Here is a 14185-nt window from a genome sequence, read left to right as displayed (position 1 = left end):
TGACGGGATTTTTTTGATGTCATGCTCAAGCTTAGAAAAACCGTCCCTTTTTCAGCACCAACGGAATCCCGCCAATGATGAACAAATAGCGGATATCCACAATTTTCTTCAGCTGCGCGGCTATCCAGCCCTTTATTTTGCGATTGCCCACAACCGCGACAGCCTCCCCTTTTCCAAGAGAAGCAACCGTGCCTTTGTTGGAAAATACAAACTTGTGCAGCTCCTTTTTACGAAGCGTGGCTGCCAGATTCTTCGCGCAGAGTACCCCTTGCTGCATCGCAATTTGGGCGGTCGGCGGATACGGGCGTCCTTCGGGATTAAACATTAAAGAACTGTCCCCAATAATAAAAATGTCGTCATGGCCCGGTGCGCGTAGAAAATCGTCGATCTTCACCCGTCCGCGCATCACTTCAAATCCGGCTTTCTCGATCAGACCGTTACCACGAATACCTCCAGTCCACACGACCGTGCAGGCTTCGATTTTCTCACCCTCACCGACAATGACGCCATCCTCAAGACATTCCTTAATGGGAACACCGATGCGGAAGGTAACGCCCTTGCGCTTAAGGACATCCATCGCGTATTCTACCAGCTCCGGATCGAAGCCTGGCAATGCCGTAGGAGCCGCCTCGACGTTAATGATTTGAATCCGGTTAAAGTCAATATCATAGGCTCTCGCCAATTGTGGCAGACGATCCGCCAGCTCCGCTATGAATTCAATGCCGCTAAAGCCCGCGCCTCCGACTACAAAATTTAGCCGTCCGGGGTTTCCGTCATTTTTATACAAAGCAAGCTGGTATTCGATATGCTCACGGATCAAGCGGACCGAGTTAATGCTTCGAATCGTAAGCGCGAACTTATCCATCCCCTGAATACCGAAGGTTTCCGGTTCTCCGCCCAGCCCGATTACTAGATAATCGTAGGATAACGATCCATCCTCCAGCACGATTTTTTTCTCCTTCGGTATGATATCCTTAACCGTCCCTTTGATTAGATCCACCTTGAACTCATCGATCAGCTGCGAAATCGGAATACGTGAATGCTCAATCGTATCCGTACCCGCTGCGGGCATGTGGAGATGCGTTGTTATATAGTGGTAATCATGGCGGTTAATCAGCGTGACATCCGCCTCGTTGTGCTTGAGCTCCTTTTGCAATTGCTGAGCCGTCAAAATACCCCCATACCCGGCACCCACAATGACAATTTTGGGAATACTGCTCATGCTTCTACCCCTTCCGGTTTACGTAATCAGTGATTATTCACAGCTTTGCTCTCAAAATGGCTTATTTATACACGCCGGATAACCTTCATCAAATAATAATTCGCTTAAACTTTGCAAGCGGAACCCGGCAGTTTATAATGATAGACAGTGAATCATACGTTCGATGGCTTTTTTTAACCTCTATGCGGCTGATTCAACATTCAATATCCATTATCCATACTATCCCTTTCGGAGGTGTTTTTAGAGTGACAGCTCAATCCACAGGTGCGGAGCTCCGCGATCTGATTATCATCGGAGGCGGTCCAGCCGGTATTTTCGCTGCTTTCTACGGGGGAATGCGCCAGGCATCCGTCACCTTAATTGAAAGTATGCCCCAACTCGGGGGCCAGCTTGCAGCCCTTTATCCTGAAAAATATATTTATGACGTCGCTGGCTTTCCTAAAGTGACTGCACAGGAACTGGTCAACAATCTGGTTCAGCAGATGAACCACTTTAATCCAGAAGTACAGTTAGAAGAGAAAGTCGTATCATTAGAGAAAAAGGAAGAACGCCACTTCATCGTAAAAACAGATAAAGGCAGCGAGTATCACGGTAAAGCGGTCATTATCACCGCTGGCGTGGGTGCTTTCGAGCCGCGCAGACTGGAGCTGCCGAGCGCAGATCGTTTTGAAAAAACGAACCTGCATTACTTTGTTAGTGACCTGAGCAAATTTGCAGGCCGGAAAGTGCTGATCAGCGGCGGCGGCGACTCTGCGGTAGACTGGGCGCTCATGCTGGAACCGATTGCAGAACAGGTTACATTGATTCATCGGCGCGACAAGTTCCGTGCGCATGAACACAGTGTAGAAAACCTCCTCGCTTCCAAAGTAAACGTTGTTACACCGACTGAAATTACAGAGTTGCACGGAGAAGACTCGATTACGAAGGTTACCCTTGCTCATGTAAAAACCAAAGAAACTCAGGAAATCGAAGTGGACGATGTGATCGTTAACTTTGGATTTGTATCCACTCTCGGCCCGATTGCCGAATGGGGAATCGAAATCGAAAGTAACTCCATCGTGGTCGATTCCCGTCAGGAAACGAATATTCCCGGCATTTTCGCCGCTGGGGACATCACGACCTATCCAGGCAAGCTCAAGCTGATTGCTGTCGGCTTCGGTGAAGCGCCTACAGCCGTCAACAACGCCAAGGTTTATGTTGATCCGGACGCCAAGCTGTCCCCGGGTCACAGTAGTAACATGAAGCTGTAGTCTATTCTAGACTATGACAAAAAAGGGTGTTTTACTCCAAATTTGAATTATTGGAGTGAAATACCCTTTTCTACGGTGTGCCTATTCGTTGCAATGATTGTCCGTAAAGCCATTCGAACCCTGAATGACTTCACAGTCGCAGTACGAGAGCTTGTCCGGTCTAATGAAGGACTACGGCTGTATTCATCTCTAAGTTTCTTTTGTGAATCTCAGCCAGCAACAGTGCAATGAAGTCACATTCAAGTTTAAGCTCGATTGCCATCTGATAGGAATCCAAAAGCATTTCATCCGTCAGCATAGCCATCCTCGACACAACCTTTCCTTTTATTTCAAAATCTATTCTATCAAAATACCAAAAACGGAACAAGCGTTCTGTTATCCACAGCACGTTGTGGAAATCCTGTGTATAAATTGTTGGTAAGTGTCGTAAAGCCTTATATGTGACAGGGGATAATGTGGACAATACTTATACACAGGATTTTAACGCTTGTAAATAAAAAAAATATTTTTATAGTTTACACATATAGATTATATTTACAATCCACTAAATTGAATTTTATGGGAGTTAATTTAAGAAATCAAGGATTATTGGGGTCTTGTGTTTACCTCCAAAATCCATATCCGTCCATTCGGATCAAGTCCATAATCAAATCCCAATTGTCCAATCCCCGGAAATCTTTTCTCCAGTACAGGAATACATCGTTGTGTAAGATTAACGATTTCACGACGCTTTTGGATAGCCACCCGACGGGGATAAATCTTCCGAAGTGCATCCATTCCCTTTATCAGAATTCCCCCTTTGCACAGGTTCGTAATGACCAGTCCGGGACGGGCATGACGTGCAACCACCGACCGGAAAACCCATTTCTGGCCCACTTTCACTACTTTTACCCGATAGTCAACAGGTCTGCCCTGAATCGTAGCCAACAAAATACCCTGCTGAATCAAATACGGACGCTGGAGCCGGAGCTTTCCGATTCCGACAGCAAGCTCTCCAAAGCTGCTGAACCGGTATGTGCGTTCCATGCGCGTGCAGGTGTATTCTCTGCGCTCCCTAGCCACACGCATGACTCCGATTCCACCGCCGCCCTTCACAGGCTTTATGAACACAAAAGCTTGCCGCCGCAGCATCATTCGCAGTTGATCTTCGCTATACAGACACGTTTCCGGTATATAAACGGCGGTATACGGATGGCGGAGCAGCACCTTCGTCTTTAACCACTTGCTTGCAAGTTGTCTCATGAATCCTCTCTCCTTTCGCCGTCACACTATACTTATACATACTCAACATGGATGCTCTATTCTTGGATGATTGCCCGAGGCACATATCCATTTCGACAAGATCATGCTAACGGTAGCAAGCACAGGACATCACTGGTACAATGACAATAATCTACTTATATTTGCACGGAGCAGCGGGTTTGCCGGCAAATTGTTTTTTCGACAAGGAGGTCAACTCATGAACAGCAAAATCGGCATCATGGACATTGGCTCCAACTCCATACGTCTAGTGATCTATGAAATAACAGAGTCAGGAGCCTACAGAATTGTCCAGGAATGCAAAGAGGCTGCCCGACTAAGTGAAAAGGTTGGAACCAACGGCCGCATGGAGCGGGAAGCGATTCGAAGCATCGCTCCATTACTGCGCCAATTTATAACGGTATGCCGTATGCACGAGGTTGTTCGTATGCGTGCAGCAGCGACGGCCGCTATCCGTAATGCGGCGAATTCGGATGAGATTGTTCAATGGATTGCCGAGGAAACAGGCTTAACGCTGGAAATATTGAGCGGGGAGCAGGAAGGCTATGCCGGTTTTCTGGGCGTCGTCAATACCATGAATGTAAACGACGGCATTATTATTGACATCGGGGGCGGCAGTACCGAAATTACGCTGTTCCGCGAGCGACAGCGGCTTCATACCGTCTCGTTTCCTTTTGGCGCGGTCAACACGAATTCGCGCTTTGGCCGGGAAGTCAGGAATGGTGAATGGTCCCCTCAGCAGCTTGAGGAGATGGAGAGCTTCGTCCGTTCTTCCCTGCAAGACCATGATTGGATCTTTTCCAATCCGGGCCTGCCGTTCATCGGTTTGGGGGGTACCTTGCGTACCTTGGCCAAAATCAATCAGAAGCGGCAGGATTACTCGTTGCCCGTGACGCACCATTACGAAATGACGACAGAAGATGTCGATTATTTTTATGTCAGTCTGCCCCATCTTCCCTATGAAAAACGCAAAAAAACAGCCGGCCTGTCCAAAGACAGAGCCGACATTATTATTCCGGGGCTAGTTATATTGAAAACGATATTCGAGGCCGCTCATGGCTCCACCTATTTGGTCAGCGGAGCGGGCTTGCGTGACGGTTTGTTTCATAAACTGGTCAATGCCGAAAAGCCTGTGGTCGACAATCCGCTCATCGCGTCGATCCGCAATATACTTTCATTCGCTGTACCGGTTAGCGAAGAGCACGTCAAGCGGGTTAACGAGTACGCTGTGCGGCTGTATGACGAACTCGTTGGCGTATGGACTGACGTATCATCCTCAGCGATGGACAAACGTCTGTTGCTGACCGCTGCAACGCTGTACAAAACCGGAGCAGCCTTAAATTACTATCATTTCCGACAGCATTCTGTGTTCTGGATCCTGCACGCGGGCATCGGAGGTTTATCCCATCAGGAAACGGTGCTGGCTGCGCTGATCGCAGACTATCATCCCAAGAATCGGACGCCCCGACTGCTGCGCACACATGCCGATATTCTGGAGCCTTCCGACGAAGAACGTGTACATCGGTTAGGCTCCCTGCTCCAGCTTGCGATCGGCATGGATCGGAGCGAATCCGGCATCATCACCAGCATCAATCCCACCACAGGTGACGATGCGCTACATCTTCGTCTGGAAAGCACGGGTGAACCGATTCTGGAACAGCGGGAGCTGGAGGCTGTCGCCAAAGATTTTCAAAAAGCATGGAACCTTACGTTGTCGTGGTCCATTCTTCCTTCTTCCAATTTCTAACCTTCATGGCTTCGGATTGGCTCCGCATAGGGGCCTCTTCGTCGTTTCTTGCCACAAACTGATAGCTGCCATTAGACAGAAGCTGCCGCGCCTTCACATTATCTCTCAAGGACAAACGCAAAATATCCGACAGCATTCCCTTGATCCGGTCATCATAAATCGGGCACATTAGCTCAATCCGACGTGTCAGGTTGCGAGTCATCCAGTCCGCGCTGGACAGGAACAACTCAGAAGCCCCTGCATTTTCAAAATAAAACAGCCTGGAATGCTCCAGAAAGCGATCCACAATACTGATGACGCTGATATTCTCGCTGAAGCCTTCCACACCGGGACGCAAGCAGCAGACCCCTCTAATGATCAGATCAATCTTCACACCCGCCTGAGAAGCTGCATATAGTTCATCAATCATCTCCTGACTGGATAAGGAGTTGATTTTGGCGATAATCCGGGCGGGCTTGCCTGCCAAAGCTTGCTCTGCTTCCCTACGGATCAGCTCGAACAGCTTGTTTTTCATTCCCGTCGGAGCCACCGTAAAAGCTTGCAGCGTCTTGAGTGCGGAGAAGCCCGTGATTTCATTAAACAGCTCGGAGGCATCCTCGCCCAAGACCGGGTCTGACGTGAATAACCCGATATCCGTATATACGCGGGCCGTGCTTTCATTGTAGTTGCCAGTCCCCACATGCACGTAGCGCTTAAGTGCGTTACGCTCGTGGCGTACCACGAGAATAATTTTAGCATGGGTCTTCAAGCCGACCAGCCCGTACACCACATGGCAGCCTGCTTTTTCAAGCTTGCGTGCCCAGGCAATATTACGCTCCTCGTCAAAGCGGGCTTTCAGCTCTACCACCACCGTAACCTGCTTGCCCGATTCAGCCGCACGAGCTAATGCCGGAATCAGCCTCGATTCTCCATTGACCCGGTACAAGGTCATTTTGATCGCCATCACATCCGGGTCCTCGGACGCTTCAATGATAAAATCCGTTACCGCATCGAACGACTCATACGGATGATATACCAGCACGTCCCGTTTGCGGAGTACATTGAAAATATCCTCCTGCGGGGGCAGCTCTTCCGGGTACAACGGCTTGATCGACGGAAACTTCAAATGCGAATACCCTTCCAATTGATCGGCAAAGGACGACAGAAACGTCAAATCCAGCGGCCCGTCCATCTCAAACACATGATCGAACAGCTTGAATTCGCGCTGAAGCTCCATCAGAGCAAAGGGATGAATCCCTTTTTCCACTTCCAGCCTGACTGGCGCACCGCGTCTTCTGCGACGCAGCTCTTTTTCAATCTCTTCGAGCAAATCTTCGATCTCTTCTTCATTAATGGACAAATCGGAATTGCGTGTGACACGGAAGGCTTGAACTGATTCCGGCACATAACCTGTGAACAGCGTTTGAATATGATGCTTAATTAACTCTTCAATTAAAATGAATGATTTCTTCTTGCTATTGGAGCGTAGCGGCACAGAAACGACACGCGGAATATTGGAAGGCACCTGTACAATGGCAAAAAACGGCTTATCCTCCTCCGTATCCCCTTGACGTCTCAGTACAACTGCCAAATATACGTATTTATTGTGAACTAGTGGAAATGGACGGCTCTGATCAACCGCCATCGGCGTCAGCACAGGAAATATAATTTCATGAAAGTACGTATCCAGAGACTTGCGCTGTGTCGCATTCAAGCCCTCATATTCAAGCAGCAAAATCCCCTTTTTCGTCAACAGGCGGGAAATTTCGCGATAGGCTCGATACTGCTCCGATACCATTGAGACCGTGCGCTTGATCAGCCGTTTGTACAAACCGGAGGGAGTATATCCGGTAAAATCCTTTTGCATAAACCCGGCCTTAATCTTCTCTCGCGTCTCTGCCACCCGAACAGCCATAAATTCATCCAGATTGCTGGACACAATCGCCAAAAATTTGGCTCTCTCCAGCAACGGTGTGTCTGTATCCTGAGCTTCCTGAAGCACACGACGGTTAAATTCAATCCAGCTCAAATCCCGATTAAAGTAGCGTTCTGACCCGGCTTTATCTTTATCCTTATCCTTATTCTGACTCTCTATCAACATATGGCCTCCATCAATCATGCAGTATAGTTATGTTTTATTGTACTATTAGATGAAACGCACTAGCATCACGACTGTGTAAACACAATGTAAAATGTGTGTAAAATGCAGCCTGATGTTGAAAAGGTCAATCGGATACTTTACAAAAATAGTATTAAAGGGTACAGTGTTTACGTCTGTTTCATTGAGATAGATTGTCGAATCGTACGTTTTCATCGTTTTTTTTATGATTATCACGCTGTTACTTGTCACATACCAGCCACGTTCAACTGCTTCATTTTCAAATGGCATCATATAGGAGGATTTACGTTATGGAACCCAAGAAAACGCCACGCGTACTGCAAAAAAACATCGAATTTTTCACCGCGGCGCTGTCTCAGCATCTCGTTTCAGTCTGGCAGGAGGACCCGACGGGCGTATACTGCGAGATTGGCTGCGGATATATCGAATTGTTCAGCAGCGAGATGATTCGGGTGCGCAATCAGGATGGGACCCAAAGCCATTATGACCGCAATATCACGATGTTTCAGTTGATCACCAAGGATCAGCCGATATAATTATTATATGCTATGTCTGTACTGTTCTTCCAGATTAGAAATGCTTTTTTTTCTTGAATATAACTGCCATCTAACTGTTAACTTATAGGCTAAACGTTATTCTTTAAGGCAGCTATGCTGCTGGCTTTCGGTTTGTTAACATATTACAGGTTTATCCAAAAGGCGCCACAGAGCGCTTTTTTTTGTCGTTATTTTTTGAACATCGTTTCAAAAAGCAGTATGATAAAGTAACATATGATCTAAATCTAAAGGGGACTCAACCAATGGAGCATACAACATCAGACAGACGCATCCTGATCATGACCGCGGTTGAAGACGAACGGGAAGCCGTGCTGCGCGGGCTGAACGGCGACACCCGCTTTGCAGTTGAACTGGCTGGTGTGGGCGCTCCGTCCGCAGCAGCTTCGACCGCGTTGGCACTGGCTGGCGGTGGCTACCGCCTGGTCATCAGCGCCGGAATCGGCGGCGGCTTCGTGGATGTCGCCGCACTGGAGAGCGTCGTCGTCGCTGACGCGATCATCGCCGCCGACCTCGGGGCCGAGACGGCGGAAGGCTTCAGCAGCGTGGACGAGCTGGGCTTCGGCTCCAGCCGAATCGCCGTGAATAGCGCAACCACACAGCGGCTCGTTCAGGCGCTACGCGCCGCCGGACAGACAGCTGTGGCTGGGCCGATCCTGACCGTCACGACGGCCACAGGTACAGCGGCTACGGCAGAACGGCTGGGGCTGCGCGTTCCCGGAGCCGCTGCCGAAGCGATGGAAGGCTATGGGGTAGCCGTAGCAGCGAACAGGCTGGGGCTGCCTGTGATGGAAATCCGCACGATTTCCAATGCAGTAGGCCCACGTGACCGCGCAGCCTGGCGGATCAAAGAGGCTTTGCAGGCGTTGGAAGCCGCATTTTCTACAATAACGGAGGTTATATAGATGCAAATTGCTTTTTCACCTTGTCCCAACGACACCTTTGTCTTCCATGCCTTGGCGCACGGGTTGATTCCGGGCGCACCCGCGCTGGACATTACATTTGCCGATATCGACATCACTAACAATCTGGCGGTAACGCCAAACGGGCTGGATGTCATGAAAATCTCTTATGCTGCACTCCCTTGGGTGCTGGACGAATACGCCCTGCTGCCTTGCGGCGGCGCGCTGGGTCGGGGCTGCGGTCCGCTCGTGCTGACCAAGGAAGGCACCACGGCGGAAGGACCGGAAGCCCTGTCCGGCAAGCGCGTAGCTGTGCCGAGCGAACGCTCCACAGCCTATCTGCTATTCCGCCTGTGGGCCGCCAAGCATGTGCCGGGAGGGGTCGGTGAAATTGTCGTGATGCCGTTCGACCAGATCATGCCTGCTGTCCGTGACGGACATATGGATGCCGGGCTGGTCATTCACGAGGCACGTTTCACGTATCCATCCTACGGTCTCAGCAAGCAAGTGGATCTGGGCAACTGGTGGGAAGAAGATACGGGTCTCCCGATTCCGCTTGGAGCCATTATTGCCCGCCGTTCTCTGGACCTCGAAGCCATTGCAGGCTGGATCCACGCCTCTGTCGAGTACGCTTGGAAGCATCCCGAGGCTTCGCGCGAATATGTATTGTCCCATGCACAGGAGCTGTCACCGGATGTAGCCCAATCGCATATCGACCTGTACGTGAACGACTTTACCGCCAATCTGGGCGACAGCGGCTATGCAGCCATCGAAGCACTGCTCGGACGCGCCGCCCATGAAGGGCTTGTGCCTTCGTTTGATTTAGCCAAGCTGCGCCTTGCATCCAGAACCCGCTAATGAACCACCATTGCATGATTTCCTGCTGATTAAAGCAGCCTTAAACATATAAAACCTCCCGAACGAGCACATTGCCTAGCCATGCGCCCCATTCGGGAGGTTTTATGATTTCATATTGCGAATCCCCAATTCAGATTCGCCTGATCCTTATCCTTAATTCTGTTCCTGCTCCACGACCTCGGTCTTAAACACGTTATCCAATTTGGTACCCAATCTTTTGACCAGTGGCACCTTGATATCCCGGCTCAGCTCCTTGAAAAAAGCGTCCATGTCACAATTAATCTTATCCAACACGACCTTCACCGTGCCCTCTGCCAAGATCTGCTCATTCAGATCCTCCGGTACAGTAACCGAGATATCATACTTCTTGCTTAACGTTTTAATGTAGCGGGTAAAGATTTCGATAAGCTCCTCATTGTTGAACTTCTCGACTGCAACTTGCCCTTTGTTCGTAAATTTCAAATTTACTCTCACGTTAGCATTTCCCCTTTTCCTTTTGACCATTTATTTTGGATAAACGTTGAACCTTACGAGGCTCTTCAAAGAAAGGGCCTTACCGGTCGTTTTAGACTCTTGTCCTTTGATATTCTAAGTATAACACATTAAGTACGATTTCATTTCCCAACCTGTCGTTTTATGATAAAAAATGATACAATTCGCGCATTTTCAGCATTAATTCTTTCTTTTCATGCCAATCATTAGGAAGATTTTATGCACAAATACATAAAAAAACGCCTACCTCGCAAAAGAAAGACGTTTCTGTATAGATGCTTATGCCGTATGGATTTACACAGGTTTTGTACATTCCCATCCATGTGAACGATACTCACGCACCGCATCCCGTACATCCTCGATATCATCGGTATGCAGCAGAACGGCAGGTAAAATGACCCAATATTCGTTCTCTGTCAGATCAATAAACACGTCCTCAACATCATAATATTGCATATCGCCAAAAGCCGTATCCCTGATTTTCTGTCCAACCAATGGGGTAAAATGCGAATCCAATGTTTTAATGACCTTCGTATATTCCTTCACGCCCGTTGCTGTAATCTGCTGTGAAATAATGACGCTCAATGCTGTCTACCTCCCTGGCTGATAATGCTCATTATAACCTCTTATCAGGCCTTCCACAAAACCTTGTGCTCCAAAAATAATAAAAATCAACAACCCGATGCCGATCCCAATGGAGCTTAAAACGATAATAAGGATGCCCTGTGTATCTCGTTGCTCTATCCGTTTCGTCAAAATGCCGAAGACTAAACCCAGAATAGCCGACAGATTACCAATGACTAAAATACTTAATAGTAGCCCTAATCCTGCAAAAATCCAGCCAAACAAAGCTAGCACCCAGCCCTGCGGCTGTGGCTCACTCCGTCTCATTTGCCAGCGTTCCCTCGCTGTAAGCGTGTACCTATCCATTCTTTAGCTCCCCCGCTCTTTAAGCAATCCTCAAGAAAGAAATTCGTTCGCCTTCTCCCGGTGGGCAGGCTTGATATGCATGTCCAGCACTTTTAAGGCCGCCAGCACGACACCCGCATCGTCCGTGAAGCCCAGCATCGGAATAACATCCGATATGGCATCCAATGGAGAAATAAAATAGGCCAAGGCCCCGAAGGCCACCCCTTTGGCATAAAGAGGCGTTTCAGGATCTAACGCACAATAGTACATGGCCAGCGCATCCTTCACAAAGGGAACCTTCCCGGCCGTGGATTTCACCTTTTTGAAAAATCCCTTTTTCACCTTTTCTTCCTGCTTCGGATCATACTTGGCTTTAGTTACATCAAAATCCTTCATAAGGCTCCTCCTATTGCTGACTGGCAAGCTTGAAAATTCCACCTTCCCGCTTTCCAAGCGGATAATTGTGGACCGTCATTTCCACCGTCGTCTTCTTCTTATCCCATACCGGAAGCTTGTCCGATGTACCATACTCTTTCATAGCGATGTTTATGACTTCCTCCGCCTTCTTTGTCAAAGTAGAAGAAGCCATATTATATTTACCATAACCTTGATAAGCGCCACCCAAACCAAGATTCGGTTGATTGTTCACATTTAAAAGCACACCCTTCAACGTACCATTCTCTGCTACATCAAAGGTCACTTTTTCCAATACAAAATCATCAGTAACGACAGAAGTCTGCTCCAATGCATGCGATATGGACGACAGGTTGGCTGCTAATCTAACCTGTTGCAGCAGCGTCTCTGTATCGTTTTGTTGCTTCGTTAATGCTTGTGTTGTCTTGTTGAGTGAAGCATTTGCTGTCGTCAAAGTATTTACCCTCGTATTCAGATTATAATTCCATACCGCCAAGGCTATACATCCTAGTACCGCTACTCCTGAAATGACCGTGGCTACAACTGCGAGCTTGCGAACAGCCTGTGATTGAGGCTCCACAGACTGAGTATGACTACCTAATTCCCCCATAACAAACTTCCTCTCTATTTATATAGTCATATTTTACTATGACCCCTTTTTATAATCTAGTATATTCTTCCTGCTTTCTCATTCTCTATTCATGGGTGCTGGTACTCGTTTCATTGGCCCTTGAGCTTCGGTTGCCTCGTTTTCCCGGGGAGCAGTTTTTCGTAAATCGGTAAAGCTACAAACCATGTAAAAAAAGCTTCCCTGCTCCCAAACTCGGCCCAGCGCTTTTTAGTCGTTTCGGATTACGAACTTTCGTCAGGCCAAGCAGGCCGGGTTGGCGACTTATTTCCTAAAATGACGCATTCCCGTCCGTTCGCCTCTCTTGTTACTGGGCCGTTAAAATCAGTGGTCCGTCCGGCGTGACTGCGATCGTATGCTCATATTGCGCCGACAACTTGCCGTCGGCCGTTCTCGCCGTCCACTGATCGTCGTCGATCATGATACGGAACGTACCTTCGTTGATCATGGGTTCAATCGTAAATACCATGCCTTCCTTTAACCGAATGCCTTTGCCGGCTGTGCCGATATGCTCGTAGCTCGGCTCTTCGTGCAGGCTCCGCCCAATCCCGTGCGCCAGCAGATCGCGTACGACGGAATACCCATTCGCCTCCGCATGCTGTTGAATTGCTGACGTGATGTCACCAAGCCGGCCCCCGGGGAGCGCTCGGGCGATCCCCAGATCCAGACATTCCTTCGTCACCTTCATTAATTGTTGCGCCTCAGGTCGGATATTGCCCACCGCATAGCTCATGCACGAATCGCCGAACCATCCGCCGTATTCCGCGACGATGTCGAGCTTCAACAAGTCCCCGTCCATAAGCACCCGATTGGAAGGAATGCCGTGAGCCACGACATCGTTGATCGAAATACAGGTTTCGGCGGGGAAACCATTGTATCCTTTCGTAAACTGCTTGCCGCCCAGCTTGGTGATGTGTCTGGCAACAAAGTCATTGATTTCCTGGGTGGTAATCCCAGGCTCGATCAGTTTGGCCACCTTACGGTAGCAATCCGCAACGATTTGGCTCGCCGGCTTCATCTCTTCGATTTCCCTAGGTGATTTTAAAATGATCATCTTTGTTTATTCGCTCCTTATCCATTCTATAATTTTAAAAGCCCGGCGATATCCCTGGCCTCCTCGTGCAGCTTTCCGCGGCGAAGCGATAGTGAGGCGCAGCCGACCAAGGCGGCCAGCAGCATTTCCGCGCGCTGTAGCCGATCCGGCGGCTCCGCTGCGTTTCTGCCGGAAGCGGCAGCCCCGTCCGCCGCACGCCCAGTTTCCAGCAGCGCGGCAAGCGGCGCGAGCACCTCCCGGCGAAAGGCGGCCGAGAGCGGAGCCGACCGTGCTTCAGGCAGCGAGGCAAAGCCCTCACCGGCCAGCTTATGCAGCAGGTACAGAGCGTGGTCCTCCGCCCAAAGCTGTAACAGTCGGACCCCAGCGGCGGCGACGGGGCCAAGCTCTGCGGCAGCGGCCGTTTCGCGACTTCCGCTTCGGGAATCCGCGGCAGCCGCGTTCCCGGTGTCCGCCGCAGCAGCCAAGCCGAAATGTCCGCCCTCCGGCGCCTCCCCCGAAGCCGAAGCCGAAGCGCACGGGACCTCCAGCGGGGCCTCTAGCGTGTCCTTCTGCCATCCCCCGGCCCGCTCCAACGCGTCCCATAGCAGATCGTGGAGCAAATCGCCCTTATTGCTGTAATAATGGTATACCGTGCCATAGCCGAGTCCCGCCTGCGCGGCCACATCGCGCATTTCCAGTAAAGGCCCTTTATTCAAAAACACATCGGCAGCGGCTTTCCGAATTTGCGCCAGACGCCGCAGTCGGATCTCTTCGTTTTGTTCCTTCGTGCGTGGAGACATCTCGTCCGTTCACCTCTT

16 protein-coding genes are annotated in these 14185 nt (G+C 49.6%); 5 read left to right on the top strand and 11 right to left on the bottom strand.

The window, feature by feature from the left end; translation table 11 throughout:
* Nucleotides 1–31: 31 nt before the first annotated feature.
* Entirely contained in the window at nt 32–1222 is a 1191-nt protein-coding gene (locus tag ACIFO6_RS03440) for an NAD(P)/FAD-dependent oxidoreductase (protein WP_430038203.1), read from the bottom strand.
* A 245-nt stretch (nt 1223–1467) separates the two neighbouring features.
* Between ACIFO6_RS03440 and ACIFO6_RS03435 the strand changes: the two genes are divergently transcribed.
* Nucleotides 1468–2472, top strand: a complete 1005-nt coding sequence (locus ACIFO6_RS03435) for an NAD(P)/FAD-dependent oxidoreductase (protein WP_430038201.1) — start codon at nt 1468–1470, stop codon at nt 2470–2472.
* Between the two features lie 160 nt (nt 2473–2632).
* On the opposite strand, the gene ACIFO6_RS03430 is transcribed toward ACIFO6_RS03435, so the two are convergent.
* Both ACIFO6_RS03430 and ACIFO6_RS03425 read right to left on the bottom strand, forming a co-directional pair.
* Entirely contained in the window at nt 2633–2776 is a 144-nt protein-coding gene (locus tag ACIFO6_RS03430) for a sporulation histidine kinase inhibitor Sda (protein ID WP_007431918.1), read from the bottom strand.
* Between the two features lie 281 nt (nt 2777–3057).
* The gene (locus ACIFO6_RS03425; RefSeq protein ID WP_430038199.1) at nt 3058–3714 is read right to left on the bottom strand and encodes a YheC/YheD family protein; all 657 of its coding nucleotides are present in this window, start codon (nt 3712–3714) and stop codon (nt 3058–3060) included.
* Nucleotides 3715–3931: 217 nt separating this feature from the next.
* Between ACIFO6_RS03425 and ACIFO6_RS03420 the strand changes: the two genes are divergently transcribed.
* Nucleotides 3932–5479 (top strand): Ppx/GppA family phosphatase, encoded by a 1548-nt coding sequence (locus ACIFO6_RS03420; protein ID WP_430038197.1) that lies wholly within the window; start codon nt 3932–3934, stop codon nt 5477–5479.
* Here ACIFO6_RS03420 and ppk1 read toward each other — a convergent pair.
* On the bottom strand, nt 5439–7559 hold the full coding sequence (gene ppk1 / locus ACIFO6_RS03415; RefSeq protein WP_430038195.1) for a polyphosphate kinase 1: 2121 nt from the start codon (nt 7557–7559) through the stop codon (nt 5439–5441). The genes ACIFO6_RS03420 and ppk1 overlap by 41 nt on opposite strands.
* A gap of 308 nt (nt 7560–7867) precedes the next feature.
* Between ppk1 and ACIFO6_RS03410 the strand changes: the two genes are divergently transcribed.
* The 3 genes from ACIFO6_RS03410 (at nt 7868) to ACIFO6_RS03400 (ending at nt 9891) form a co-directional block, all read left to right on the top strand.
* A complete protein-coding gene (locus ACIFO6_RS03410; RefSeq protein ID WP_430038193.1) occupies nt 7868–8113 on the top strand; it encodes a hypothetical protein in 246 nt (81 codons plus the stop codon).
* Nucleotides 8114–8376: 263 nt separating this feature from the next.
* Complete coding sequence (locus ACIFO6_RS03405; protein WP_430038247.1) at nt 8377–9036, top strand: futalosine hydrolase; 660 nt, start codon at nt 8377–8379, stop codon at nt 9034–9036.
* Nucleotides 9037–9891 (top strand): 1,4-dihydroxy-6-naphthoate synthase, encoded by an 855-nt coding sequence (locus ACIFO6_RS03400; protein ID WP_430038190.1) that lies wholly within the window; start codon nt 9037–9039, stop codon nt 9889–9891.
* A gap of 153 nt (nt 9892–10044) precedes the next feature.
* On the opposite strand, the gene ACIFO6_RS03395 is transcribed toward ACIFO6_RS03400, so the two are convergent.
* The 7 genes from ACIFO6_RS03395 to ACIFO6_RS03365 all read right to left on the bottom strand — a co-directional run bounded on the left by ACIFO6_RS03395 (nt 10045) and on the right by ACIFO6_RS03365 (nt 14167).
* The gene (locus ACIFO6_RS03395) at nt 10045–10365 is read right to left on the bottom strand and encodes a hypothetical protein (protein WP_014277849.1); all 321 of its coding nucleotides are present in this window, start codon (nt 10363–10365) and stop codon (nt 10045–10047) included.
* A gap of 312 nt (nt 10366–10677) precedes the next feature.
* Nucleotides 10678–10968 carry a hypothetical protein gene (locus ACIFO6_RS03390; RefSeq protein WP_430038186.1) on the bottom strand — a complete coding sequence of 97 codons (291 nt, stop codon included), beginning with the start codon at nt 10966–10968 and terminating at the stop codon, nt 10678–10680.
* Between the two features lie 6 nt (nt 10969–10974).
* Nucleotides 10975–11313, bottom strand: coding sequence for a hypothetical protein (locus tag ACIFO6_RS03385; protein WP_430038182.1), 339 nt, complete (start codon nt 11311–11313; stop codon nt 10975–10977).
* A gap of 30 nt (nt 11314–11343) precedes the next feature.
* Complete coding sequence (locus ACIFO6_RS03380; protein ID WP_430038179.1) at nt 11344–11688, bottom strand: YkvA family protein; 345 nt, start codon at nt 11686–11688, stop codon at nt 11344–11346.
* Nucleotides 11689–11698: 10 nt separating this feature from the next.
* The gene (locus ACIFO6_RS03375; protein WP_430038176.1) at nt 11699–12316 is read right to left on the bottom strand and encodes a hypothetical protein; all 618 of its coding nucleotides are present in this window, start codon (nt 12314–12316) and stop codon (nt 11699–11701) included.
* A 325-nt stretch (nt 12317–12641) separates the two neighbouring features.
* Entirely contained in the window at nt 12642–13388 is a 747-nt protein-coding gene (gene map, locus ACIFO6_RS03370) for a type I methionyl aminopeptidase (protein ID WP_430038174.1), read from the bottom strand.
* A 26-nt stretch (nt 13389–13414) separates the two neighbouring features.
* Complete coding sequence (locus ACIFO6_RS03365; RefSeq protein WP_430038171.1) at nt 13415–14167, bottom strand: TetR/AcrR family transcriptional regulator; 753 nt, start codon at nt 14165–14167, stop codon at nt 13415–13417.
* Nucleotides 14168–14185: the final 18 nt, after the last annotated feature.

This window comes from Paenibacillus sp. NRS-1781 (assembly GCF_050467745.1).
Lineage (GTDB): Bacteria > Bacillota > Bacilli > Paenibacillales > Paenibacillaceae > Paenibacillus > Paenibacillus terrae_A.
This window is presented reverse-complemented; position numbering and strand designations above follow the sequence as displayed.